The following is a 25,270-nucleotide window of genomic DNA, read 5'->3' as shown; positions in this document are numbered from 1 at the left end:
CGTATTCAAAGGCTCTGCACAAAATCGAGAATCACGTTACCTGCTGCGTGCGGTTCAACGAGGACCCGCCCCGGTGCCTCGCTGTGCGGGACTTCGTTACGTTCGAGAATCTCACGCAACGCAGAAAGACGAGTGGTGTGCAGCTTGATCGCAATCGCATGAGGTCCTTCCAGAGCACGTCTGGGCAGTTCGATGTCCGGAAACTGCCTGGCCGCTGTCGTCACATCGATGGCCCGCAATACGCCGCACCGCGTGTTCGCTTGCAGAACCGTGCCATCAAAGCTCACTGCATCGCCATAGATGGCCCGCCAGCGAGGCTCAAGCTGTGCGGGGTCTGCCAGGTAGGTGATCGCCAGAATCCCGTCTGCACCATTCGGGTGGTCCTGCCAGCCCGGCACCCAGATCAACTCCGGGCGATGCTGATGGCAGATGAAGTTGGACGCGTCCGGGAGTTTCGGATCAATGAACAGCGCCAGCGAGACAACAGCTTCATCGTCACGACCGTCGGGGAGTGTCATTTTTCGACGAAAATCGATCCGCCCTTGGCTTTCGAGCCCCGCCTGCACCATGCGCGCATAGTCAGCGTCGGCATCTTTACTGTGCAGCGCCACCAACGAAACGCCTTCCTCGCCCCGCTCAAGGAATTGACCCAGTTGACGTCCGAAGCAGAAACCGTTTACCGAGCGCGTACCGAATTTTGAAGGGTCTTCAACGCCGATCAACTCGATAAAATTACTCGGGAACATCATCAGCGACGTCACGGTTCCCCACGGGTGATAGCTGACCGATGAGGGCGCAAACCCCATTCTGCGATACCGCTCCAGCACCTCGGCGTGATTGCGTACGGTGACCAGCGGGTGGTCGATGCCTTGCGGGAATTGAGCAGTGGCTGTCATGTGCGTAGCTCCTGGTTAGCCCTTGGCTTTTGTTGTGAAGGTGGCGAGCGCGGCCGGGGCGTTGCCGACTACTTTTGCTGGCGTACCGGCAACCACCGTTCCTGCGGCCACGGGTTTGAGCACGACGGAGTTGGCGGCGACGATGGCGTTGGCGCCCACTTCGATGTTGCCAAGCACGGTTGCGCCAGCACAAATAAGTGCGCCTCTGCGGATTTTCGGGTGCCGGTCGCCTGCTTCGGCCAGGGTGCTGCCCAGGGTGACGCCGTGCCAGAGACTCACTTCATCTTCGACGACTGCTGTTTCTCCGATGACCAGGCCAATGCCATGATCGACAAACAGGGCGGTGCCGAGCCGGGCCGCCGGGTGGATATCGATGCTCCAGGTGTTGGCCGCCCAGTTCTGCACCAGCACTGCGCTCTGTACATCGCCTTCGGTCCACAAGGCATGGGCGATGCGGTATGCCTGAACCGCCTGGATGCCGCGAAAGGTCAGAAAGGCCGTGAGGTGATCCGGACAGGCTGGATTGACGATTTCGAGATGGTTGATATCTGCAGCCGCTGCCTCAGCGATGGAAGGGCAGGCCTTGAGGATTGTCTTGAACCAGCTTTCCAGCGCCACATCGCTCGCCTGAGCCTGCATCTGCCGGGCAAGGTTTGCCGCAAGCGCATCCTCGAAAGTCTCATAAGCCAGCAAGTGGCTTGTCGCGTAATTGCCTAATACCGGGTTGCGCTCGGCCAACTGCCGGGCTTGATCGCGAAGGCGCTGCCAAAGAGGGCTCATGTCGATCTCCTGTTCCTGATGAGCCGAGTATGGGCACCCGGCAGATGCACCGGCAATAATCGAACATTCAAACTTTGTTGCCTTTATCGCAACTCAGGACATCAATGGAGTCGGTGCAGAATCGGCGATGTGGTTATTTGTCAGGGCTGTACCGTTTGCCAATTGGTCCGACGATTGTGCGGCGCGCCGAGCAATCGTCTATGTTCATGAAAGCAGACCCGCCGACGAATTCTCGTTCGTTCCCGGGCATATCCGGCAGGCTTGCAACGGCTACGGCGTGTTAGAATCGCCGCCGGTAAATGAGGCAAGAGTCAAATGGCAGTGCAAAACCTGGATAACAGATCAATCGTTCTCGACACCGAAACCACCGGCATGCCGGTGACCGACGGTCACCGCATCATCGAGATCGGTTGTGTCGAACTGATCGGTCGTCGCCTGACCGGGCGGCATTTTCATGTGTACCTGCAGCCCGACCGCGAGAGTGATGAAGGCGCGATTGGCGTTCACGGTATCACCAACGAGTTTCTGGTCGGCAAGCCTCGCTTTGCCGAAGTCGCCGATGAGTTCTTCGAGTTCATCAAGGGCGCGCAGCTTATCATTCATAACGCGGCGTTCGACGTAGGCTTCATCAACAACGAATTTGCGTTGATGGGCGATCAGGACAGGTCTGACATCACTCGGCACTGTTCGATTCTCGACACCCTGATGATGGCCCGCGAGCGCCATCCGGGTCAGCGCAACAGCCTGGATGCCCTGTGCAAGCGTTACGGCGTCGATAACTCCGGCCGTGAGCTGCACGGCGCGCTGCTCGACTCCGAGATTCTGGCAGATGTTTATCTGGCGATGACCGGCGGGCAAACCAGCCTGTCGCTGGCTGGCAATGCTTCCGATGGCAATGGCTCAGGCGAGGGCTCCGGCAATCGCGGCAGCGAAATTCGCCGCCTGCCAGCCAATCGCAAGCCTTGCCGGGTGATTCGTGCATCGGAAAGTGAACTGGCCGAGCATGAGGTGCGTATGAGCACCATTGCCAAGGCTTCCGGTGCGTCTGCCCTGTGGGTTCAGATGCTCGAAGCCGGTACGCAGACGTGACAGCAATCGGCTTAGGGTGACATGACCGTGGCAAACCCTGTCTTGAGCATTCGTGTCGCAGACGAGTGCTTCGAGGACTACATCCTAAATAGCGATTTCACCTTCACAGTGCTGGGTTATGCCCAGCCGCGCATCGGTGAGCGTGTTGACTCCTGGCAGGTCGAGCTGGTCGAGCCTTACAGCAAGAACTACGGTATCGACTCTCAGGAATTCGCCGATCATCGTGACGCGGCCTCAAGCTCGGTAATGGTCGCGTGGCTGGATGATCAGCCAGTGGGTCACATCGTGATGAGTACTCACTGGAGCGGTTTTGCCTACATCGATGAGCTGGCCGTCGATGATGCAGCACGCCGTCACGGTGTTGCCCGGTCATTGCTCGAGGCTGCGAGATTCTGGGCTATGAAGCGCGAATTGCCTGGCATCGTTCTGGAAACCCAGAACAACAACCTCGGCGCCTGCAGGCTATACGAGCGGTGCGGCTATGTGGTGGGTGGTGTCGATCACATGCGCTACAGAGGCATTGATCCGAACACTCGCGAGACGGCGATCTTCTGGTATCTGGTTTTTTAAACCCGGCAACTGTTCACCCGGCAACTTCCCGCTCGCATCGATCGTTCAAGCGGGAGTCGATTGCTGCTTCAGCTGGATGTGCGAGTCATCTGTACACCAGACTGAACGAGTTCGAAATTATCCCCGCCAAGATGTCTGACCCGGTCGCCGATTGCCAATCGATAAGTGATGACCGGCTGACCGCCTTGCGCCTCATCAGGCTGCGATTCTTGGAACTCATGCACCGGGTACACGCGACCTTCGGCGTCTCTGGCATGAAATTGTCCGACGAGAACTGAAGCCATTTGCTTTGTAACCTCTGAAACTGAATATAACTGCTGGTTTGAAAAAAACCATCGAGGCTTGTAGACCACTGATCTATAGGGGAGTTTGCCCGCCTGGAAAAAATAATCCGGGCTGTTTGACGGTGCCGGGGAATTGCGCAGCGCCAGGGTCGTCTAAAACTCGCTTTCATTCTATACCTAACCCACCTCCCACTTGATGACGGATATTTTCATGAGCCAGGTTCATACCATTGCCGTATTGGTCGGCAGTCTGCGAAAAGACTCCATCAACCGCAAGATTGCCCTTGCTCTGGCAGAGCTGGCACCTGCGAATCTGCAACTGAAGATTGTCGAGATCGGCGATCTGCCGCTGTACAACGAAGACATTGATGGCGCGACGCCGCCACCTGCGTACAGCGCCTTTCGCGAACAACTCGGCGCCGCCCACGGCGTATTGTTTGTTACACCCGAGTACAACCGTTCGGTGCCTGGGGCCCTGAAGAACGCTATCGACGTGGGCTCGCGGCCTTACGGCAAGAGCGCGTTCAGTGGCAAGCCCGGCGCGGTAATCAGCGCTTCTCCAGGGGCTGTCGGCGGTTTCGGCGCCAACCATCACTTGCGTCAGTCGCTGGTGTTTCTCGATGTGTTCTGTCTGCAACAGCCTGAAGCCTATCTGGGCGGCGCCGGAAGCTTTTTCGATGAGGCTGGCGTGCTGTCCGAGAAAACCCGACCCTTTTTGCAGACATTCATTGATGCTTTCGCAAGCTGGGTAGAAAAACACAACAAGGCCTGATCCGGGCGCAGGCCTGCGGATAAAATTGCGTTATGTAACGCAGACGCTTCGGCCTGCTTCAATAAGCTGCTTCCTTTTCCTCCGCCACGTGCTCAGCGCAGTGCGCGATGAGGCTTTATCCAAAGGAAGCAGTACATGCCAGCAGCAGTCCCCTATTTTTCCAGCGAGTCCCTGCGCGAACAATTCGTGCAGGACATCCACTATGCCGCTGGCAAAGCCCTGATTAACCGCGAAGAGGCGCAGTGGTTGCTGTTGCTGGTTGCCAGCGACGCTGACTCAGATACGGATACCGATACGAACCTTCCCAGAGCCGACAGGCTGGTGTTGAGCAATGGCCTGGCTGGCAACGCCGAACTGGCTGGAGCGTTGCTCATCAGTGATTCCGATAACAGTGATACGGCTGTTTTTCTGAGTACGCTGGCCTTCGGCATAGAGCGATTCGCGAGCCGCACGACGTTACTTGACGCTTTGCAACAAAGGTTTTACGAGGTCAGCGCCTCGTCGATTGTCGAAGTCGAACGTGTCGACGGTCCGCTGTTCGACGCGTGTACGGTGGCGGTTCTAGGCCAGCAGGTCCACTACCTGGACGAACTGTGGACACGGCTGGAGGAGTTGCCGGACTTGCGGGCGGCTTCAGGCAAGGCCTTGCAGACGCTGTTGTCGGCAGAAGGGCAGGGAGATGGTATCGAGGTCTTCAGTCAGATTGTGCAGATTCTGGAAACCGAGCCTGTTGCCAATCCGGGGCCGCCTGCAATCGCGGGCACCCAGTACCTGGCCGATGCCGCTGTGCAGACGGTCATCAGCGGGCCGCTTCCGGCAGGTCTGGCACGGCGGTTTCTGGATGCGCAGGGGTTGACCTTATCTCAGGCCCGGTCAGGCCTTTTCGAGCAGGCGCTGTCCGACACTGCTTCGGGAGTCGGTACTGCGTACGAGCAATTGCTGTCTGACTATTGGGCGTTTCCAGGGGCCGACGGCCGGACGGCGAAGGACTTTGCCACTCACGTACTGGCAGAAAGCTTTCGTCAGCATCTGCTGTCGAGCCGGGTATCCGGAAAGATGCCGGAGGCAGAGTATCAACTATTGCTCACCTTGCTGCCTTCGTGTCCCGACGCATTCGATCCGCAATCCATCATGGTCCGGAGATTGTCCGTTTTCGTCCCCGGACAGGAACCGGTCAAGCTGGTCGGTGTGGTCCTGATCGAGTTTCCGGGGGATGAGTCGGCGGGAACATACCTCTACTCTTCGCAGCCGGGATTTCTGCGCGTCACCGATTCGGACAAAGCGATCGAGCAAATCCTGAGCGATCGTTCACGTGCCGGGCTGCTGTTTTATTCGTCATTGAATGATCACGCCGCCATCCAGATGCAAGGACATCTGGAGCTGCGTCAGGACACGCTCACATCGGAGTTTTTCAGTGACTTCGTCGAGTCCGTCATCGCCTTGCAGAAACGCAATCTGCGTTATGCGCTGGCACTGCCAGCCATTCAGGACGAAAAAATGACGTTCCGGATTGATGATGCGCTAGACATCCGTGGCCTTCTGGACAGCCGATTGTTTCGCCTGCACGACTCTGGACGCTGGCGCTCGGAGCGACTGACCTGGGGAGCCTCGGTTCAGGGTAGCAATGCGCAACCAGACCTAATTATCGAGCCTTCCTCTAACTGGATCGACAAACTGAGGAAGCTTGATGCGATGCTTGAGCGTGTCGATGCACTGCATGCCGGCGTTGACGGTTGCATGCGTCTTGCACTGAACCGCTACCTGGCAGTGATTGGCGGGCCGCATTTGGATGCATGGGCGCTCTGGGTCGTGCCTGATGATGAAGGCGCACGGCCTGTGCGCTTGCTTTCTTTGGCTCTGGACCTCGTCTGTGGTCATGCACAGACGTCGCTGTCGGGCGGCTTGGTCCTTGCCGGTCTGGGAACGCCGGTTCTGGATCTGCCCGTGCAACGTATGTCATCGGGGTTGATCGAACAGATACTGGTCTGCGTGCAGATGGAGTTTGCGCGGCGCTTCGAGAAGCAGATAAGCGAATTCTATTCCCGTTCTATTCGTCACCTGGATACCAGGCTGGCCCCCGGCGTAATAACCGGGCTGGTGCGGGAATACTCGCTGCGCCTGGAAATGCTTGCTGAAAAGCGCACCGCCAAGCTTCCGGCACTGGTTATCGAAAACGTCTTGCAAGTATTGGACAGGCCTCTGCCTGCTCTGAGGGAAACACTGGGCGAGGCGTGTGTCGATGCGTTTGCCGTCTCGGTTCGATATGACCCTGATTCACCCGCTATCAAGATACCCAATGCATTCGTGATCAATGACCGGCGTGCTCACAGCCAACCAGCTCTGTGGGTAATGAACAGGGGGCTCGTGAGCTTCGCAACCCGGCAGGCGCTGGACGAATATGTCGCTGCGCTGCTGATCCGCAGTGGGCTGGTCTCGCACATGTCAGGCGTGCTTGCCGAGCCGGACAGGCAGACACTGCTCGCCTACCGTGCCAGAACCGGCACTCTCGATCTCAAAGTCATATTGCGCGGCATCGAAGGGCATTTTATCCAGGCCTTGCAACGCGATGAAATAGAGCGCCAACGACGTACAGTGGCGGAATTGTATCGGCAGGCTATTGCATGGCGCGTGCCGTCAGAGCTTTTCGTCAACCTGTTGGGAGCGGCTGAACGGGATGATCGAAATCGCCAGATCCTCGGTTATCTGGGCGTTGCCATACAATTCATCATCTACAGAGCGATCGTGCCTACGTGGATCAGCGACGCATCGAAGGCCGATCAGATCACGCTGGTCCATGCCCTGCAGCGTTTCTATGTGACCTGTGCTGCACAGAAGGACTTTCTGTTTGATGTCCCCAGCCTTTATGAATACTCCTGCAAGCAACTGACGCTAAGGTTCAACACCGATTTCACCGAACCTCGCCCTGACCCAGAGAACATCCTGGCCACGCTGACGCACTACGTTCCGGTCCCGGTCGCGCCGGGGCAGATACCTCAGGCGATACCGGCGGCCACGCAAGCAGTAAGCGAGAACCTCGTAGAGTTTGCTATCAACCGTTTTCTGGCGAGGCAGGACGGGGTCATTCTGCTCTCGTCGCGGGATCATAAGCCGCTGAATGCGTCGCTGACGCCAGTGTATGTGCGCGAACTGGTGACGTCGCTGGACATCGCCGCAGGCTACCGGGCGATGCTGGAGTCGCTGCTGACAGTCACCTCTGCGGACTACCTCGAGCGCCGCAAGCTGTTTGTCGAGCAGGTCCCTTCGCTCGATATCCTTCGAGCGTTTGCGCTCAAGCTGAAGGGCGAGCTGTCCGGGCAGGCCTATCGATTGATCGAAAACGTACTGGGCATGCCTGATGCCATCGCAAGACTTCCGGTGGATGGATGCAAAATGGTGCTGAGTGCCTTGAAGTTGCTGCCGGCCAAGGAAGGCTGGGAGCCGACTGTGGTACTCAACACCTACTTGATGGGCCCGTTGGACAGCCAGCCGGGACCGTGGGTGCTTTATGCTCCGTTGCATGATGCGTTCGCCTTCAAGGAATACCCGGACCAGTCTGCGCTTCTGCATGACATTCACACGTCCGCAAGTCTTCAGACCTACATTCTGGATCGTGTTGATCCCGGCCTGCGCAAGCTCTACGACAACGGCGGCTTTGTGGAACCGCACCTGCCGTTCAGCGCAGAGTCCTCTTTTGATCTGCCTTTTGAAACACCAGCACCGGTGACCCTGCAGATCGACCCGTATGGCGGTAACTGTCTGCTGCTGATGTTTGAGGGCGCTCTGAATATCCTGAAGCTGCAGGTGAAACAGAGCAGCATTACCAATGCCGAACATCGCAGTGCTGCTTCCAGATACCTGTTCACTTTGGGTGCCGAGCAAGTCATGGCGCTGATGCCAGGGCGTCTGGGTACCTTGATTGGCATTGTCCAGGGGCAAGCGCTGTTGAATCTGTCGGTCATCTCTGCCGGAGACCAGCGTTGGGGCAAGGCGTTGTCGGAATTCATGGCCGCACTCAGTGTAATGATCTCGTCTGGACAGGCCTCCTCGATCATTCCTTCGCGAGCAGTTGACGAGGCTGGCTATTGGTTGGAGGACGCAGCTTTTTCTGACCCGCTTGTGCAACCTGATGATGCGGCTGACGTGCCCGAGTTTTCCTGGAGCAATAGCTCTTTGACGCAACAGATACGGGAGCGCCTGCGCCAGTTCGAAATCCATGACATTGCTTTGAATACCCTGCAAAAAGACGAGCTGTTGAACACCTACCGCGACCCGGTCACTGGCAGCACGTATGCCGCCATTGGTGGCAAGACTTACGAATTACGCTTTGATGGGGACGGCTGGTTCATCGTTTCGAGGGAAAGAGTCGGACCTCCGGTCAGTCTCGACAAGGATCAGCAATGGACGCTTGATATCCAGGGTGGCTTGAAGGGTGGGGGTGGTGCACTGACCCACATGGAAGGCAGCCTGGTAGACGATCTGGTCAACGAGATAATTGTTGTCAGTGCTCGCGGTATGCCCGAGATACGACGTTCATACCGCGAGATGGCCCAGTCCATCGAGGACGCACATGCGCAGGCACAGTGCTATCTGGAAAACTGCCTGGCCAACCTGACAAGGCCGTTGCCCGAAGTGGAGGTCGAACCCCGTGCGGAAAAGATACTCGCTGAGTTCTTTGGGCAAAAAAAACCGGATGATCGACTGTATGAGGTCACCCGAAAAGCGGTGACCGACATTTATCAGGAGTTGATGACCCCTTCGCTGTCGCCCATCGATTCCTCACGCTACGTGGTGGGCTTCAACCGGGCAGGTAATGAGGCCTCCAGTGCATTTATCTTTGAAGCTGATCCGTGGAAACGGGTTTTTCTCACTGAACAGTTCTTTCGCCTGCCTACTTACCGCTTCAAACTCAGCGCCATTCGCTCGGGCGAGTTCAAGCATGGCCCGCATTATCGAGCGGCTATCCTGATTCACGAGTTGTCTCATATGGTGCTCAAGACGGACGATATCGCTTATGTCGATTCTCAGGCACCGTTCGTAGACCTTATCGAGGATACGTCGACTTATCGGATGCGCATCAAGAACGAACTGATATTTCAGCAACAGAGAACCCTGTCTTACCTGACTGACCGCGACAAGCTATTCCGGCAGCTGGATGAAGACACTTGGCGTGACCTGAAACGAGCGGATGGTAATGAAAAGCAGACGATTCTGCGGGTTAGCGGCAAGCGTACACTCGACGAGGCCCGTGACGTGTTTTACGAAAATGTTCACAAGCGTGTCGATATCATGCTTAAAAATGCTGATTCAGTCGCGCTGCTGGTGACACTGCTGGGGCGCGAGCGGTTCGTGAGACGCTGACTGCAAACCCCGGCGACGTGTGGCGCCGGGGCACTTGCACTGTCAGACCAGATAATGGCGCAGTTCGCGCGCTATCAGCAGGCGCTGGATCTCACTGGAACCTTCGTATATCTGGGTAATGCGGGCGTCACGGTAATAGCGCTCGACGGGGTAATCTTCGAGATAGCCGTACCCGCCATGAATCTGGATTGCCTTGGAGCATACCCACTCGGCCATTTCTGATGCGAACAGCTTGGCCTGAGACGCTTCCGACAGGCATGGCTGCCCGGCGCTGCGCAAACGTGCGGCGTGCAGGGTGAGCAGGCGGGCGGCGTTGATCCGGGTGTGCATATCGGCCAGCAAATTAGCGATGCTCTGGTGCTCGATGATGGGCTTGTCGAACTGCACGCGTTCGCGGGCGTATGCCAGTGCGGCTTCGAAGGCGGCGCGAGCTATCCCGAGGGCCTGTGCTGCGATTCCGATCCGGCCGCCCTCCAGGTTTGACAGGGCAATCGCCAGGCCCTTACCGCGCTCGCCCAGCAGGTTGGCGGCAGGAATGCGGCAGTCACTCAGCGTGACTGCACAAGTGTCGGAGGCCCGTATCCCCATCTTGTGCTCGCTTCGGTCTACCACAAAGCCCGGGTTTATCGTCGGCACCAAGAACGCGGACAGGCCTTTCTTGCCAAGCTCCGGGTCGGTCACAGCGAACACGATGGCCAGCTCGGCGCGCTTGCCGTTGCTGACGAACTGCTTGGCACCATTGATGACCCACTCGTCGCCCTGCAATTCTGCGCGGGTGCGCAGGTTGTGCGCTTCAGAGCCGGCGTGCGGTTCGGTCAGGCAGAAACAGCCGATCACGCGACCAGTGGCGAGCTTTTCCAGCCAAGTGTGTTTCTGCTCATCGGTCCCGAAGTTGAGGACCGGCCCGCAGCCCACCGAACTATGCACACTCATCAGCGTACCGGTGGCTGCGTCGGCAGCGGAGATCTCCTCGACCGCCAGTGCATACGCGACATAGTCGACGTAAGTGCCGCCCCATTGCTCAGGCACCACCATACCCAGCAAGCCCAGCTCACCGAGTCTGGCGACCAGCGCATCGTCGATCCAGCCAGCTTTTTCCCAGGCCTGGGCGTAGGGGGCGATTTCATTACGGGCAAAGTCTCGCGCCATGTCGCGGATCATCACCTGCTCTTCACTCAATTCAAGATCATGCATGACTCAGTTCTCCAAGCCGCTGAAGAAACTCTGCACATGCCCGGCACTGATATCCTGCACGCTGCTGTGTTTCCATTGCGGTTTCTTGTCTTTATCAATGATCAGCGCGCGTATGCCTTCGATCAGGTCGCCACGTTCGAACCATTGCCGGTCCAGGTGAAGCTCCATTGCAAAGCAGGTCTGCAATGACAGGTGACGGCCGCGGCGCAGCATTTCCAGTGTCACGGCCATGGCCAGCGGCGAGTGCTGTTGCATGCGGCTTGCCGTCTCCAGCGCCCATTGGCGGGTGTCGGCGATTGCCACTTCCTGTAACTGTTCGATGATGCCGGGGATGTCCTGACGGCCAAAAAAGTAATCGATGGCCGGGCGCAATGCCTCCAGAGGTGGGGAGGGCAGGCGCTGGGTGGCCAGCTTCGCCAGCGCACCCTGCAGGTCCTTGAGCGGGGTCGATTTCCATTTCAGGTGGTCGAGCATATGGTCGAGGCGCGGCAGCATTGCGCTGTTCATCGACCAGTTTGCAAGGCCGCAGTAGAGCGCGTCGGCAGCGCCTATCTGCGATCCGGTGACGCCCAGCCAGGTGCCGATTTCGCCAGGCAGCCGCGACAGAAAGTAGCTGCCTCCCACGTCCGGAAAGTAACCGATACCGACTTCCGGCATGCCAAGCCGGGTACGCTCGGTCACTACGCGCAGGTCGGCCCCCTGAACCAGCCCCATGCCGCCGCCCAGTACCAGACCGTCCATGAGGGCCAGCACAGGCTTGCGGTAGCGGTGAATGGTTAGATCGAGCTCGTATTCTTCGGCGAAAAAGGTGTAGTGCAGATCCTGACCGCTCTGGTGGCTTTCATAGAGGGAGCGGATGTCGCCCCCGGCACAGAACGCTTTCTCGCCGGCGCCGCGCAGGACCACGGCATGAACGGAGTCGTCATCAGCCCAGTTGTCCAGTTGACGCTTGAGGGTGCGGACCATGTCCAGATCGATTGCGTTCAGGCCCTCCGGACGATTGAGGGTCAAGTGGCCGATGTGGTTACGCACGTTGACAACAATCGCATTGCGGCTGGCAGGCGGCCTGACCGGGTGGATGTGGGAAACCTGTGAACTCATTCTGAACTCCTTGTTCTACTGCGCTTTCTTCTTGTTAGAGCGTCGCAGAAGATCCTATCAGTGCAAATGTGCAAAGCAAAACTGCGTTTAAGCATAGCCTGAAGTTTCAAATACCCCTCATTCAAGCGTCTTCCGGCCCTTGAACACTATGTTATGGGACAGACCGGACGAAACATGCTCGGCTTCTTGAGTATTGTGGCTGTCGTTAATGTCACACAAAAGAATTCCTCACGCAGCGGCCATAAAAAAGTAGCGCTTATGAAAAGTATGTTTCATGCCCGGTCTCTGCCATGACTGACAAGTATGCTCCGCGTGATTGGGCCGCGCACGAACGCCCGACCATGCCGGGCTCGCCTTCGACGCCGCTGCATTCCGATGCCCGCCGCTGGGCATTTGCGCTTGTAGGCGTCATCATCGCGCTGACCGGTGGCCTCGGCAACGCGCTGGTGATCGCCAACCTGCCTTATCTGCAGGGTGCCCTCGGCGCAACGTCGCAGGACATCGCCTGGCTGCCCGCGGCCTACATCATGACCAACGTGTCGATGAACCTGCTGTTGGTGAAATTTCGCCAGCAATTTGGCCTGCGGGCGTTTACCGAGTTGTTTCTGGTGCTTTATGCGCTAGTGACCCTGGCGCACCTGTTCGTCAACGATATCGACTCGGCAATTGCCGTGCGTGCGGCACACGGTATGGTCGGCGCTGCGCTCAGCACACTCGGGCTGTATTACATGATTCAGGCCTTCCCGCAGAAGTGGCGGCTCAAGGCGCTGGTGCTAGGGATTGGCACTGCCCAGCTGGCCACGCCACTGGCCAGGCTGGTGTCCGAAGATTTGCTGCAGATTGCTCAGTGGCGCGGCCTCTACCTGTTCGAACTGGGCATGGCACTGCTCTCGCTGGGCTGCGTACTGATGCTCAAATTGCCACCCGGCGATCGTTTCAAGGCCTTTGAGAAGCTGGATTTCCTGACGTTCGGCCTATTGTCCACCGGCTTTGCGCTGCTGTGCGCGGTCTTGTCGCTGGGGCGGATCGAATGGTGGCTGGAGGAGCCCTGGATAGGCGTTGCTTCTGCAGCGTCGATTGCGCTGATCTGCGCGGGCCTGGCCATTGAGCACAACCGCTGCAATCCGCTGTTGATTACTCGATGGCTGGGCAGTGGTGCGATTTTGCGTCTCGGCCTGGCCGTCATTCTGTTTCGCGTCGTGCTGTCCGAACAGTCCGTCGGCGCTGTCGGTTTTCTCCAGGCACTGAACATGGGCAGTCAGCAGCTGCATACCTTGTATCTGGTGATGCTGCTGGGCAGTGTGGCCGGGCTGGCGGTCAGCGCGCTGACGATCAACCCCGCGCATTTGATCAAGCCGTTGCTGATTTCTTTGGCGATGATGGCGATGGGCGCCTGGATGGACAGTCATTCGACCAACCTGACGCGTCAGTCGAACATGTACCTGAGCCAGTTTCTGCTGGCCTTCGGTGGCACGTTCTTTCTCGGCCCCACGCTGGTGCTGGGTATCAGCGGTGTGCTGGCCAACCCGCGCAACATGGTAAGTTTCTCCGTGCTGTTCGGGATAACCCAGAACATCGGTGGCCTGATCGGAGCTGCCGCCCTGGGGACCTTTCAGGTGGTGCGCGAGAAGTTTCACTCCAGCCATATCGTTGAACATCTGACCCTGATCGACCCGCTGGTTCAGGCGCGGCTGCTAGGCTATAGCGCCAGTTACAGCTCGGTCATCGCCGACCCTTCATTGCGCAACATCCAGGGCATCCGCGCGATGGCCACTGCGGCGACACGAGAAGCCAATGTGCTGGCCTACAACGATGTATTCATGCTGATCGCACTGATTGCCGTGCTGACCATGATCTGGATATCGCTGCGCATGCTGTGGCTGAAAATGACCACCCAACCTCTGGCGCTGGCCCCTGTTGCACCTGCCGCTTCGCCTTCCGTACCTTCTTCCGGCGTTAGACCTTCATGACCGAATCAACCACCACCGATAACGAAGCCCCACGCAGTTCGCCGTCACCGGCCCCGGCACCGTTGAAGTCCCCGATCACCAGCCGACCGCGCCCGACCCGCAAGCGTATCGTCTCTTCATTGATTTTCGGTGCTGTGGCGTTGGTCGGTGTGCTGGTGGTGTTGTATGCCTGGGAATTGCCGCCGTTCGGCAGCCCCATAGAAAGTACCGAGAACGCGCAGGTGAAAGGCCAGACCACGTTGATCGGGCCACAGTTGAGCGGCTATGTGTACGAAGTGGCGGTGCAGGACTTTCAGTTCGTCAAGGCGGGCGACCTGTTGGTGCGCCTTGATGACCGTATCTATCGTCAGCGTCTGGAGCAAGCCGTTGCGCAACTGGCGATGCAGAAGGCTTCGCTGGCCAACAACCTGCAACAGCGTCGCAGTGCCGAAGCCACGATCGGTCAGCGTCAGGCCGAGCTGCAGAACAGCATTGCGCAGAGTCGCAAGAGTGCTGCCGATCTGCGTCGCAATCAGGCGCTGGTGACCGATGGTTCGGTGTCGAAAAGCGAGCTGGACGTTACCCGCGCTGCCGACGCCCAGGCCAACGCCGCTGTTGCAGAAGCCAAGGCGGTATTGCAGATAGCCCGCGAAGACCTGCAAACCGTGATCGTCAACCGTGGCTCGCTGGAAGCCTCGGTTGCCAATGCGCAAGCCGCCATCGAGCTGGCGCGCATCGATCTGGACAACACCCGTATTGTTGCCCCGCGTGACGGGCAGTTGGGGCAGATCGGCGTGCGTCTTGGTGCCTACGTCAACTCGGGTGCGCAATTAATGGCGCTGGTGCCCGAGCAGCGCTGGATCGTGGCCAACATGAAAGAGACCCAAATGGCTCATGTGCGTCTCGGTCAGCCAGTGAGCTTTACTGTCGATGCGCTCGACGATCGCGAAATGCACGGTCATGTGCAGCGAATTTCGCCTGCCGCAGGTTCGGAATTCAGCTTGCTGCCTGCCGATAACGCGACCGGCAACTTCGTGAAGATTTCCCAGCGCATTCCGGTGCGTATCGTGGTCGATGCCGATCAACCGATGCTTGAGCATCTGCGTCCGGGCATGTCAGTGGTCGTGAGTATCGATACCAGCGCCGAGGGGGATGAGACTCGGGATCATTGAGGCACAGCAGTTGCGGGGGGTGTGGCCGGGAAACAGATTTAGCGAGCAAGCTCGCTCCCGCAAACGCCGGTTACTCATGGCTTGGCGATCGCTGATGAATCGCAGTTGCGGGAGCTTGCTTACAAAAGCGCAGAGCCAAGAGCGTCAGAACAGCTTGCTGAACACCCAGTACAGAGAGCCCGAGAGCAAAATGGCTGCTGGCAGGGTCAGCACCCAGGCGGTCGCCAGGTTGCGCAGGGTGCGCATCTGCAGCCCCGAGCCGTTGGCAACCATCGAACCCGCCACGCCCGAGGACAGCACGTGTGTGGTGGACACCGGCAAGCCGTACATATCCGCCGCACCGATGGTGAACATGGCCACGACCTCAGCTGACGCGCCTTGGGCGTAGGTCATGTGAGTCTTGCCGATACGCTCGCCGACTGTCACGACAATACGCTTCCAGCCCACCATAGTGCCCAGCCCCAAGGCGATGGCCACGACAATCTTGACCCAGGTCGGAATGAAGCGTGTGGCACTGTCGATCTGCCCCTTGAAGGCTTCGAGTTTGGTTTTGGTCTCTGCGTCGAAATTGCCTACCTGGTTTTTTTCCATGACGCGGATGGTTTCCGATGTCAGGTACATGTCGTTACGCACGTTGGTCACGGCTTCGGCAGGCACCTTCGACAGCGAACCGTAACTGGCGACCTGATCGCCGATCTTGCCAGCCATGACCGCCAGCGCGGGGATCAGGTCCGGGCTGGCTTCCTTGCTGACCAGGTAATCCGACAGGGTCTTGCGTGCATCGCCAGGGGCCGGTTGAGGCACACTGCGGATCAACGCCTGCTGGGTTACTTCAGCCACTGCAGCGAACTGGGTAGCCTGTTCGGCAGGCATGGTGCGGTTCAGCGCGTAAGCCATTGGCAGGGTTCCGACCAGAATCAGCATGATCAAGCCCATGCCTTTCTGCCCGTCGTTGGAGCCATGCGCGAACGACACGCCGGTGCAGGTAACGATGAGCATCGCGCGAATCCACAAAGGTGGTGGCGCGTTACCTTCCGGTGCCTTGTACAGCGCACGGTTCTTGATGAACATGCGCATGGCGATCAGCAGCAATGCAGCACAGCCGAACCCGACCAGCGGCGAGAGCAGCAGTGAATAACCGATTTTAGTGGCTTGGGACCAATCCACGCCGCTTGTGCCGTCACGGCCGTGCATCAGCGCGTTGGCAACACCGACGCCGATGATCGAGCCAATCAAGGTGTGCGACGAAGATGCCGGCAAACCCAGCCACCATGTGCCCAGGTTCCAGATGATTGCAGCAATCAGCAGGGCGAATATCATGGCGAAACCGGCCGAGGAACCGGTTTGCAGGATCAGTTCTACCGGCAGCAAGGCGATGATGCCGAATGCCACTGCGCCGCTGGAAACCATCACACCGAGAAAATTGAAGAACCCCGACCAGACCACTGCAAAGCCGGGCGGCAGGGAGTGGGTGTAGATCACCGTCGCGACCGCGTTGGCGGTGTCATGAAAGCCGTTGACGAACTCGAACCCCAGCGCGATCAACAACGCTACGCCCAACAGTACGAAAGGGGTCCAGGTGGTAACCACCGTACCCATGTCGTCGACGTCCTGTTTGAGGCTGTAGCCAGTGAACAGCAAGCCTGCGATGAGTATCGTGAAAAAAAGAATAATGGTCATTCGGCTGGGCTTGCGACCGAATTGACTCGCTGACAGGCTCGCCTTGCCGAGAGCGTCGGGTGACATTGCGTTTGTAGCCATGTTCACAATCCTGGATTGAAAGAATATTGACATGGTCATTGCAAAATGTGACAGCGGTGAGACATGTAACAATTGATTGCGCTTTTGCGCCGGTTTTCTGACAACCGGCGGGTCGAGATGCATATTCAGTAGTCGCCGCGTTTGCGAAACGCCCAGCGCCCTGCGACCAACGTAAAGGTTGCCACCAGCGCCACCAAAATCCAGAAACCCTCCGGGTCGGAAGCCAGCGGCACGCCGCCCACGTTCATGCCAAAGAAGCCTGCGACGATGTTGATCGGCAGCGCCAGCACCGTTACCACGGTCAGGGTAAACAGGGTTCGGCTGCTTTGTTCATTGAGGTTGGCAGCAATTTCTTCCTGCAGCAGCTTGATGCGTTCGCCCAGCGCCGTGAGGTCGTTGATCACCAGTGACGATTCTTCTATGGACTGGCGCAAAGCTTGCGCATCCTGCTCGCGCAGCCATTGCGGCGGGCGATGCAGCAGGCGCATCAGCGAGCCTGGTTCGAGTGCCAGCAGGCGTTGCAGGCGCACCAGCACCCGGCGCATGGCGCCGAGTTCGGAGCGGTTGTTACTCAGCCGCTGTGACAGCAACTGATCTTCGATACGGTCAACATTGACGCTGGTCTTGCGCAGGAACTGAGTGAGTACTTCACCCTGATCGCTGAGCAGGTGAGCCAACAGCTCCAGAGGTGAATCGAATTGCTCGCCACGCTTGACCGCCGAACGCAGTTTGTCCACCGAGCGCAGCGGTTGCAGCCGTGCGGTGATCAGCAAACGCTGGCGCGCACACACCCATAAAGTCGAGATGTCAGTCGACAGCCTGTTGAAATCGAACACCACGTCGTTGACTACCGCCAGCAGCGTGGCGTCGACGTGTTCGATGCGGGTCGAGCGGGAACCTTCGTGCAGGGCTTCGAAAAACTCTTCCGGAAGGTCGAGCGTGGTTTTCATCCAGCGCTCGCAGGCCGCATGCGACAGGTTCAGGTGCAACCAGATGAAGTCGTTTTCATCAGGCGGATTTTGCAGGTAATCCAGCGCTGCAGCCGAGTCTATCTCCTGACCGCTTTCGCCGTGGCGAAAACGGAAGCCGTAGAGCAGGCCGAAAAGGTCGGAATCCTGATGGTTTACGATACTGTGGTTCATGGCTGTCCACATGCGGCCTGGCCCGGGCGGGGGAGGCGAAGGCCGCATGATGACAAGGCGTTATTTCATATTTGTGACAGCTTGTTGCCGAGTGTTTCTTTATCAAGCCCATCGCCGGTCGCGTTCAGCACTCATTCAGCCGACCGGTTTTTTGCCGCTGTTGCTTGGGCATCAAACCATCGCCAGAGGCACTTTCCGGGTTGGGGCGGGCCAGGCCAGATCAATGTCTGCCAAATCCCGTTCCGTCAAACGGATCTGCTCGGCTGCGATGTTCAGCCGGATATGCTCCGGATTGGTCGCTTTGGGAATGGCAATCAGGTTCTCCTGACGAAGCACCCATGCCAGCGAGATCTGCGCCGGAGTTGCTTCATGGCGTTTGGCGATTTCATGCAGGGCAGGGTGATAAAGCAGGTCGCCAGCCTGGCCGATCGGGCAGTACGCCATCAACGGCAAGTGACGATCCGCACTCCACAGCATGAGATCAAACTCAATGCCGCGTTGCTCAGGGTTGTACAGCACCTGATTGGTCGCACAGCGCGGGTTGTTCAATTCGATCATGTCCGGCACATCGAAATTGGACACCCCCCACGCGCCGATCTTGCCGGCTTCACGCAGACGCTCGAAAGCTTCGACTGTCTCGGTCAGCGGGTACTGGCCCCGCCAATGCAGCAGATAAAGGTCGATGTAGTCGGTATTCATCCGACGCAGGCTGGCTTCGCACGCGGCCGGAATGCCGCTGCGGCTGGCATTGTGCGGGTACACCTTGCTGACCACGAAAACCTTGTCGCGCTGTCCGGCAATGGCTTGCCCGACGATTTCTTCCGCCGCGCCATCGGCATACATCTCGGCAGTGTCGATCAGGGTCAGGCCCTGTTCGATGCCCAGGCACAGCCCGGCTATTTCTGCCGAGCGCAGATGGCCTTTTTCACCCATGTGCCAAGTGCCCTGACCCAGCACTGGTACGGTACTGCCTGCCAATTCCAGTGTGCGCATGTGACCCCCGCTATAAGTGAGCTGTAAAGTAAGCAGGTCTCAGGCAACACATCACGCATGAGGTTCCGTGCGCCACCGCCTGATGAAGATTTAAACCTTGAACTGTTTCAGCAGCGCGCTCAATTCTTCACTCAACTCTCGCAGATGCTGGCTGGCCGAGGTGGACTGCTCGGCAGCCATTGCAGTGCTCTGGGATAGCTGCGCCGCCTGCGTGACGTTTTGGTTGATGTCGTCCACCACGTGCGTTTGTTGCAGTGTGGCACTGGCGATGGACGCATTCAGGCTGTTTAGGTTGCGCAGGGCCTGGCTTATGGAGGTCAGGCTCTGACCGGCCTGATTAGCCTGTTCGATGGTCAGTTGCGAGGAGCGACTGCTATCGCCGATCACCTTGACGGCGGCATCGGAATACGTTTGCAGGCGTTCGATTATGGCCTGGATTTCTGCGGTGGATTTCTGGGTGCGCTGGGCCAGCAGGCGCACCTCATCGGCTACCACGGCAAAGCCGCGGCCCTGTTCACCTGCGCGTGCTGCTTCGATGGCGGCGTTCAGCGCAAGCAGGTTGGTCTGATCGGCAATCGAACTGATTACCTCCAGTACGCTGCCGATCTTTGTGCTTTCGCTCGACAGGTTGTGCATCACGTCAACGGCCTGACCGATAGTGCCGGAGAGGTGCTCGATCTGACGCAGGCTGTTGTCGATGTTGATCTGCCCCTGCTGCGCCCGCGATTCGGCGTCGCGCATTTCGCTGGCCGCATGCTCGGCGTTCTTGGCAACGTCCTGGACGCCATAGGTCACTTCATTGACAGCAGTTGCCACCAGGTCCATCTGCTGCGATTGCTGCAGGCTGCGGTTCTGCGCCTGCTCGGCATTGCTGCCCGACTCGCTGGCAGCAATGCCCAGAGCCATCGAAGAGTTCTGCAGCAGGCTGACAACGTTGCGCAGTTTGGCGACGAAAGCGTTGAAGTGCGTACCCAGTTCGGTGATCTCGTCCTTGCCGTGGGTTTCCAGGGTGCGGGTCAGGTCGCTTTCACCGCTGGCAATATCGGCCATGGCGCCCACAGCGGCTTTCAGCGGACGAACGATGCTGCGTACGATCAGGGTCAGCAGCAGCACCATGACCAGCACGATACCTGCAATGAATAGTCCGGTGCTCAGCAGCTGGGCCTCGAACTCGGCGGCTACGTCGTCCACGTAAACGCCGGACCCGAGAATCCAGCCCCACGGCTGGAACAGTTGCACATAAGAGGTCTTTTTCACCGGTTCGCTGGCGCCCGGTTTCGGCCAGCGATAGTTGACCATGCCGGCGCCCTGGCTTTTGACCAGGGTGACCATTTCATTGAACACCGCAAAGCCATCCGGGTCCCGGATGGCCGAAAGGTTTTGCCCATCGAGCTTGGGGTTGGTGGGGTGCATGATCATCACGGGCTGCAGATCATTGATCCAGAAATAGTCGCTCTGGCTGTAGCGCAGCCCTTTGATCTGTTTCAGCGCCTGCTGCTGTGCAGCCTCACGCGTCAGGCTGCCAGCCGCTTCAAGGCCCTGGTAGTAACCGAGTATGCCGCTCGCTGTCTGCACCACGTGCATGGTTTTTTCAGCCTTCGCGCGGTACAGGTCATCATGTGTCTGTTTGAGCAGGGTGGCTGCGAGAATCAGAAACATCAGCACAGAAACCACAAGGATCAGCCACAAGCGGCGGCTGATGGACACACTGCGCATATTCATGATCTTCATCCCTAAGATTATTTTTCTTGTTGCGAGCTGAGTAACGCAAAGCCCGAAAGCCGAGCCTTTCAAGCATCTCGGCGCCTGCCCGGTAAACATGAGACGTCAGTCACATTTTTCTCGAATGCAAGCAGATATGGCGAAAGGCTTACATCAAGAGACGCCATTGGCTCTATCGACTGACATCGGGTCCATGTAGGATCCAATTCAACAGCTGCAGCGAAGGAACGCCGCAGTGATCAGGGAAGATCGACCATTGCCAGGAGGCTACTGACAGGATGTCGGAATGGTCATGTTGCAAAACCACCCGCTTCGGCGGGTTTTTTGTGTCTGCACGAAAGTCGCTGCTCGGCTTCCGGCCTTGATTGTGCGGTGCGGCGCAGACTTTTTGACGCGTAGCGTCACGAAGTGCATGCCAACGCGCATTGGCACGATAGTCAGTCAGATGTGAACGATCAGCGGTGGCACGAGTATCAGGTCAGCGATCCGGCTCACATCCTTTTAGCACCAGCCTGAGAATGGTCTGCGTGGCGGCCTCGTAATCAGCGTCTTGCAGTTTCGTTTTGCCGGTGACCATTGCGATCTGCCAGTCAAAATCGGCGTATGTCTGGGTTGCAGCCCAGATGGTAAACATCAAGTGGTGAGGGTCCAGCGCTGCAATCTGCCCGCGGTCTATCCATGCCTGAATACATTCGATGTTATGCCGGGCCTGGCCGTTGAGCTGTTCGATCTGCTCCGGCGTCAGATGTGGGGCGCCGTGCATGATTTCGCTGGCAAATACTTTCGAAGCGAAGGGCAGGTCTCGGGAAATCTGGATTTTCGAACGTATGTAGCGGCTGAGCACTTCGGCCGGAACACCCTCGGGGTTGAACGGCGTCGACGCTTGCAGAATGGGCGCGATGATGCTTTCCAATACCTCGCGGTAAAGGTTGTCCTTGGATTTGAAGTAGTAGTAGACATTCGGTTTTGGAACGCCGGCCCTGGCTGCGATATCGCTGGTCTTGCTGGCGGCGAAGCCCTTGTCGGCGAATTCCTCGCTGGCAGCGCGCAGGATAAGTTCTTTGTTGCGCTCGCGAATGCTGCTCATGACCCGGTTATTCCCTTGCCTGCATGGCGGTCGCGCATGGTAGCACCGGGTTTGCGCAGCGCTCAATATTGGCGCGATGCAGTGCATCGCGGGCAGATTCAGGCGGGTCTTCTCGCCGTCCGGCCAGCGCTCGCACCGCTCATGCGTGAGCGCCTGACCGAATCAGGCGTTCATCAGTTCCTGAACACGAGAGGTCAGCGCATCGATGGCGAACGGCTTGGTCAGCACCCGCATTCCCGGCCCGAGTTGCTCATCACCGATGGCCGCATTTTCTGCGTAGCCGGTGATGAACAGGGTTTTTAGCTGTGGACGAACTTCTCGCCCGGCGTCGGCCATCTGCCGCCCGTTCATGCCTCCCGGCAGGCCCACGTCGGTGATGAGCAGATCGATATGCACGTCCGAACGCAGCAGTTTAAGGCCGGCCAGGCTGTCCGCTGCCTCGATCAGCGTATAGCCGAGATCACCGAGGGAGTCGGTAAGCAGCATGCGCACGGTCGGCTCATCATCCACGATCAGAATCGTTTCTCCGGACTGCGTGAACTCGCCGGGTGGGATGAGTGCATCGCTCTCGTCCCTGACCGCAGCACCGTCGTAACGAGGCAGGTAAATGAATATCGAGGTTCCCTTGCCGACTTCTGACTGAATGCGCACCTGACCGCCGGACTGATTGGCGAACCCGTAGATCATCGACAGGCCAAGGCCCGTGCCCTGACCGATCGGCTTGGTGGTGAAGAAAGGGTCGAATGCCTTGGCCATGACCTCCGGGGTCATGCCGGTGCCGGTATCGGTGACACACAACGACAGATACTGCCCTTCAGGCAGGTCGTGTACCTGCGTTGCGCCATCTTCCACCCAGCGGTTGCTAGCATCGATGGTGATGCGCCCGCCATCCGGCATCGCATCACGGGCATTGATGCACAGGTTCAGCAGCGCATTTTCGAGTTGGCTGGCATCCACCAATGTTGGCCATAGCCCAGGCGTGCCGATGGTTTCGACCAAAATGCTCGGACCGACCGTGCGCTGGATCAGATCGGTCATGCCCTTCATCAGCCGGTTCACATCGGTAGGTTGCGGGTCCAGCGTCTGGCGTCGCGAGAAGGCAAGAAGCCGGTGCGTCAGGGCAGCCGCCCGTTTTGCCGCACCCTGTGCGGTGACAATGTATTTGTCGACATCGCTCCAGCGCCCTTGCTCGATCCGGGTACTCATCAATTCCAGTGCGCCGGAAATGCCTGCCAGCAAATTATTGAAGTCATGGGCCAGACCGCCGGTCAGTTGACCCACGGCTTCCATTTTCTGCGACTGACGCAGTTTTTCTTCAGCTTGCATGAGTTCGGTGGTACGCGCCGCGACACGCTGTTCAAGGGTGTCGTTGAGTGAACGCAGCGCTGCTGTAGCACGGTCGCGTTCTGCAGCGACGGTGCGTCGTTCATCGACGTTGATGAGAACACCTGGGAAACTCAATGGCGTGCCGTCCTCGGCACGGTCGACACGGCCATTTGCCTCGATCCAGTAGTAGATGCCGTCGGCACGGCGAACCCGGTACTGATGCGCGTAAAGACTCCCTTCAGTAATGACCGCGTTGATTGCTTCGATCAGACCTGGCCGGTCTTCGGGGTGAACAGTGGCAATGACCTGTTCCAGGCTCAGGCCTTCATGGCCCAGGGCTGGCTCAAGGCCAAAGGCCCTGGAGAAGGCTTCGTCAACCGCGAAACGGTCGGAGAGCAGGTCCCAGTGCCAGGTGCCGATGATCGCTCCAGCGGCCAGCGCGAGCTGAACACGCTCGACGTTTTCGCGCGAGATTGCTTCGCTGGTGCGCAGACGCTCCTCGGCATCCCGGCGTGCGGTCACGTCACTGAACATGACTGCGATTTGCCGATCAGCCGGTTCACCGACACGTACAGCCTTTACTTCAAACCAGCGTTCAAAGGCCTTGGCATAGTTCTCGAAGCTGGCGGGCTCTCCGGTTTTCGCGACGTGACCATAGGCTTCGAACCAGAAACGCTCCAGGTCCGGAGCGAACTCGGTCACCCATTTCCCACGCAGGTCCACACCCGCCTGGCGTTCAAAGGCAGGGTTGGCCTCAATGAAGCGATAGTCCACCGGGCTGTCGTCGGCATCGAACCTGACTTCGATGATGGCAAAAGCGGCTTCGATGGTTTCCAGCATGGTTCTTGAGCGTTCTTCGCTGCGACGCAACGCCATCTCGGCTTTGCGCATCTGGGACATGTCTAGCATCGCGCCGATCATGCGTGCAGCGCTGCCTTCTGCGTCACGGATCACATGACCACGGTCGAGGATATCGGCATAGGACCCGTCCAGGCGACGAAAACGGTATTCATCAGTCCAGGCGGTGCCATTGCCGTCAATCACTGCATGGATGGACGCGTAGATACGCGCACGGTCATCCGGGTGGATCTGGGCGATCCACCAGTCACTCGAGGTGTCCAGCGTAGCAAGTGGATGGCCATAAGCCTGTTCCAGCGCGTCATTCCAGAGAATGTAATCGGCTTTCAGGTCCCAGTCCCAAATGGCATCGTTGGTTGCCTTGGCGGCTAATCGGTAACGCTCCTGAGCTTCTTCAATCGCTCGGCCCGCCAGGTGCTCGTCGGTACGGTCGCGCAGAATTTTCACAAAACCGATGTGAGCGCCTTTGGCTCCGCGCAACGGCATCATCTCGCCTGACGCCCAGAACAACTGACCATCCTTGCGCACGTGCCAACGCTCGTCGGAGGCCCGACCCTGACGCAGGGCGAGGTGCATTTCATAATCGATCTGACCGCTGGCCCGATCCTGGGGCGTAAAAAAACGCTCGGCACTCTGTCCCGACATTTCCTCGGCAGTCCAGCCGAGTACCTGCTCGGCACCCGGGTTCCAGTCAGTAATGACCCCGTTCGTGTCGGTCAGAATCATGGCAAAGTCCATCGCACTGACAAAAACGGCGCGCTGGCGTGCTTCACGGCTGGTCACCGCGGCTGGAACGTCATTCGGCTCGGGTTCTATCCGGGCTTGTTCAAGCAAACTGCGCAGGTGCAGCACCTGCGCCTCCAGCTCTTCTCTTGTCAGTTCTTTCAGGGTGCCTCCGGCTCACATAAAGACTTGTTTGGCAGCGCCCTCGAGAGTCTCCGCGGCCTGCGTTGCGCAATGGAATCAAAAAATATCGGCATCTGCGTTTTTATGGCGATCGCAATATAGCGCAACAGTATTCAGCTATGGCAATCCGGAAAAGTTATTCGGATTGACCGGAGCTCGTTACATTCGCCAGGCATTGAAACGTATTCAAACCCTGAAAGCATCGGCTTGCGAACATGTTTCTTTAGGGCAGCCGACGTTATGCGTGACCGGGCCTGGATCGCTTGACTGCAATCATGAGGCCGTCAGCAGGTATTTTCCGATTTCCTTC

Annotated in this window: 17 protein-coding genes and 1 pseudogene; 6 read left to right on the top strand and 12 right to left on the bottom strand. The window is 58.3% G+C overall.

All coding sequences use genetic code 11. The features are described from left to right. Nucleotides 1–5: 5 nt before the first annotated feature. Nucleotides 6–896, bottom strand: a complete 891-nt coding sequence (locus POR16_RS15905; RefSeq protein WP_005897267.1) for a VOC family protein — start codon at nucleotides 894–896, stop codon at nucleotides 6–8. A gap of 15 nt (nucleotides 897–911) precedes the next feature. Continuing rightward, nucleotides 912–1,676: a serine O-acetyltransferase EpsC gene (epsC, locus tag POR16_RS15900; protein ID WP_005897265.1), complete on the bottom strand. Its 765-nt coding sequence runs from the start codon at nucleotides 1,674–1,676 to the stop codon at nucleotides 912–914. 315 nt (nucleotides 1,677–1,991) lie between these two features. Here epsC and dnaQ point away from each other — a divergent pair, with 315 nt between their 5' ends. Next, nucleotides 1,992–2,765, top strand: coding sequence for a DNA polymerase III subunit epsilon (dnaQ, locus tag POR16_RS15895; RefSeq protein ID WP_005897263.1), 774 nt, complete (start codon nucleotides 1,992–1,994; stop codon nucleotides 2,763–2,765). 21 nt (nucleotides 2,766–2,786) lie between these two features. Further along, nucleotides 2,787–3,335 carry a GNAT family N-acetyltransferase gene (locus POR16_RS15890; RefSeq protein ID WP_005897261.1) on the top strand — a complete coding sequence of 183 codons (549 nt, stop codon included), beginning with the start codon at nucleotides 2,787–2,789 and terminating at the stop codon, nucleotides 3,333–3,335. 68 nt (nucleotides 3,336–3,403) lie between these two features. Here the strand turns inward: POR16_RS15890 and POR16_RS15885 are convergent, their stop codons facing one another. Further along, complete coding sequence (locus POR16_RS15885) at nucleotides 3,404–3,619, bottom strand: hypothetical protein (RefSeq protein WP_005897260.1); 216 nt, start codon at nucleotides 3,617–3,619, stop codon at nucleotides 3,404–3,406. Between the two features lie 211 nt (nucleotides 3,620–3,830). Here POR16_RS15885 and POR16_RS15880 point away from each other — a divergent pair, with 211 nt between their 5' ends. Both POR16_RS15880 and POR16_RS15875 read left to right on the top strand, forming a co-directional pair. After that, complete coding sequence (locus POR16_RS15880) at nucleotides 3,831–4,391, top strand: NADPH-dependent FMN reductase (RefSeq protein WP_005897258.1); 561 nt, start codon at nucleotides 3,831–3,833, stop codon at nucleotides 4,389–4,391. Between the two features lie 135 nt (nucleotides 4,392–4,526). Further along, nucleotides 4,527–9,749 (top strand): dermonecrotic toxin domain-containing protein, encoded by a 5,223-nt coding sequence (locus POR16_RS15875; protein ID WP_005897256.1) that lies wholly within the window; start codon nucleotides 4,527–4,529, stop codon nucleotides 9,747–9,749. Between the two features lie 42 nt (nucleotides 9,750–9,791). On the opposite strand, the gene POR16_RS15870 is transcribed toward POR16_RS15875, so the two are convergent. Together POR16_RS15870 and POR16_RS15865 are read right to left on the bottom strand one after the other, a co-directional pair. Continuing rightward, nucleotides 9,792–10,943 (bottom strand): acyl-CoA dehydrogenase family protein, encoded by a 1,152-nt coding sequence (locus POR16_RS15870; RefSeq protein ID WP_005897254.1) that lies wholly within the window; start codon nucleotides 10,941–10,943, stop codon nucleotides 9,792–9,794. A 3-nt stretch (nucleotides 10,944–10,946) separates the two neighbouring features. Beyond that, on the bottom strand, nucleotides 10,947–12,044 hold the full coding sequence (locus tag POR16_RS15865; RefSeq protein ID WP_024668873.1) for an enoyl-CoA hydratase/isomerase family protein: 1,098 nt from the start codon (nucleotides 12,042–12,044) through the stop codon (nucleotides 10,947–10,949). Between the two features lie 290 nt (nucleotides 12,045–12,334). Between POR16_RS15865 and POR16_RS15860 the strand changes: the two genes are divergently transcribed. After that, nucleotides 12,335–14,014 (top strand): MFS transporter, encoded by a 1,680-nt coding sequence (locus POR16_RS15860; RefSeq protein ID WP_122381240.1) that lies wholly within the window; start codon nucleotides 12,335–12,337, stop codon nucleotides 14,012–14,014. After that, nucleotides 14,011–15,165, top strand: a complete 1,155-nt coding sequence (locus POR16_RS15855) for an HlyD family secretion protein (protein WP_005897247.1) — start codon at nucleotides 14,011–14,013, stop codon at nucleotides 15,163–15,165. The genes POR16_RS15860 and POR16_RS15855 overlap by 4 nt, the downstream gene beginning before the upstream one ends. Nucleotides 15,166–15,309: 144 nt before the next feature. Here the strand turns inward: POR16_RS15855 and POR16_RS15850 are convergent, their stop codons facing one another. The 7 genes and pseudogenes from POR16_RS15850 to POR16_RS15825 all read right to left on the bottom strand — a co-directional run bounded on the left by POR16_RS15850 (nucleotide 15,310) and on the right by POR16_RS15825 (nucleotide 24,903). Further along, entirely contained in the window at nucleotides 15,310–16,926 is a 1,617-nt protein-coding gene (locus POR16_RS15850) for an inorganic phosphate transporter (RefSeq protein ID WP_005897245.1), read from the bottom strand. 125 nt (nucleotides 16,927–17,051) lie between these two features. After that, a complete protein-coding gene (locus POR16_RS15845) occupies nucleotides 17,052–18,068 on the bottom strand; it encodes a transporter (RefSeq protein WP_005897243.1) in 1,017 nt (338 codons plus the stop codon). A gap of 171 nt (nucleotides 18,069–18,239) precedes the next feature. Continuing rightward, entirely contained in the window at nucleotides 18,240–19,061 is an 822-nt protein-coding gene (locus tag POR16_RS15840; protein ID WP_005897241.1) for an aldo/keto reductase, read from the bottom strand. Nucleotides 19,062–19,151: 90 nt separating this feature from the next. Continuing rightward, a complete protein-coding gene (locus POR16_RS27115) occupies nucleotides 19,152–19,886 on the bottom strand; it encodes a methyl-accepting chemotaxis protein (protein ID WP_371906419.1) in 735 nt (244 codons plus the stop codon). Nucleotides 19,887–20,009: 123 nt separating this feature from the next. After that, a pseudogene (locus POR16_RS27110) lies at nucleotides 20,010–20,720 on the bottom strand (cache domain-containing protein); the annotation flags it as partial. A 541-nt stretch (nucleotides 20,721–21,261) separates the two neighbouring features. Further along, the gene (locus tag POR16_RS15830) at nucleotides 21,262–21,870 is read right to left on the bottom strand and encodes a TetR/AcrR family transcriptional regulator (protein ID WP_005897237.1); all 609 of its coding nucleotides are present in this window, start codon (nucleotides 21,868–21,870) and stop codon (nucleotides 21,262–21,264) included. 162 nt (nucleotides 21,871–22,032) lie between these two features. After that, nucleotides 22,033–24,903 (bottom strand): PAS domain-containing hybrid sensor histidine kinase/response regulator, encoded by a 2,871-nt coding sequence (locus POR16_RS15825; RefSeq protein WP_042933089.1) that lies wholly within the window; start codon nucleotides 24,901–24,903, stop codon nucleotides 22,033–22,035. Nucleotides 24,904–25,270: the final 367 nt, after the last annotated feature.

The organism is Pseudomonas coronafaciens pv. oryzae str. 1_6 (genome assembly GCF_000156995.2).
Lineage (GTDB): Bacteria > Pseudomonadota > Gammaproteobacteria > Pseudomonadales > Pseudomonadaceae > Aquipseudomonas > Aquipseudomonas tremae.
The sequence above is the reverse complement of the archived record's forward strand: the minus strand, read 5'-3'. Positions and strand labels throughout refer to the sequence as shown.

Bases quoted from the DNA above. Each gene is read 5' to 3' on its own strand.
- POR16_RS15905 (WP_005897267.1), bottom strand. From the start codon at position 896: ATGACAGCCACTGCTCAATTCCCGCAAGGCATCGACCACCCGCTGGTC.
- epsC (WP_005897265.1), bottom strand. From the start codon at position 1,676: ATGAGCCCTCTTTGGCAGCGCCTTCGCGATCAAGCCCGGCAGTTGGCC.
- dnaQ (WP_005897263.1), top strand. From the start codon at position 1,992: ATGGCAGTGCAAAACCTGGATAACAGATCAATCGTTCTCGACACCGAA.
- POR16_RS15890 (WP_005897261.1), top strand. From the start codon at position 2,787: ATGACCGTGGCAAACCCTGTCTTGAGCATTCGTGTCGCAGACGAGTGC.
- POR16_RS15885 (WP_005897260.1), bottom strand. From the start codon at position 3,619: ATGGCTTCAGTTCTCGTCGGACAATTTCATGCCAGAGACGCCGAAGGT.
- POR16_RS15880 (WP_005897258.1), top strand. From the start codon at position 3,831: ATGAGCCAGGTTCATACCATTGCCGTATTGGTCGGCAGTCTGCGAAAA.
- POR16_RS15875 (WP_005897256.1), top strand. From the start codon at position 4,527: ATGCCAGCAGCAGTCCCCTATTTTTCCAGCGAGTCCCTGCGCGAACAA.
- POR16_RS15870 (WP_005897254.1), bottom strand. From the start codon at position 10,943: ATGCATGATCTTGAATTGAGTGAAGAGCAGGTGATGATCCGCGACATG.
- POR16_RS15865 (WP_024668873.1), bottom strand. From the start codon at position 12,044: ATGAGTTCACAGGTTTCCCACATCCACCCGGTCAGGCCGCCTGCCAGC.
- POR16_RS15860 (WP_122381240.1), top strand. From the start codon at position 12,335: ATGACTGACAAGTATGCTCCGCGTGATTGGGCCGCGCACGAACGCCCG.
- POR16_RS15855 (WP_005897247.1), top strand. From the start codon at position 14,011: ATGACCGAATCAACCACCACCGATAACGAAGCCCCACGCAGTTCGCCG.
- POR16_RS15850 (WP_005897245.1), bottom strand. From the start codon at position 16,926: ATGGCTACAAACGCAATGTCACCCGACGCTCTCGGCAAGGCGAGCCTG.
- POR16_RS15845 (WP_005897243.1), bottom strand. From the start codon at position 18,068: ATGAACCACAGTATCGTAAACCATCAGGATTCCGACCTTTTCGGCCTG.
- POR16_RS15840 (WP_005897241.1), bottom strand. From the start codon at position 19,061: ATGCGCACACTGGAATTGGCAGGCAGTACCGTACCAGTGCTGGGTCAG.
- POR16_RS27115 (WP_371906419.1), bottom strand. From the start codon at position 19,886: ATGGACCTGGTGGCAACTGCTGTCAATGAAGTGACCTATGGCGTCCAG.
- POR16_RS15830 (WP_005897237.1), bottom strand. From the start codon at position 21,870: ATGAGCAGCATTCGCGAGCGCAACAAAGAACTTATCCTGCGCGCTGCC.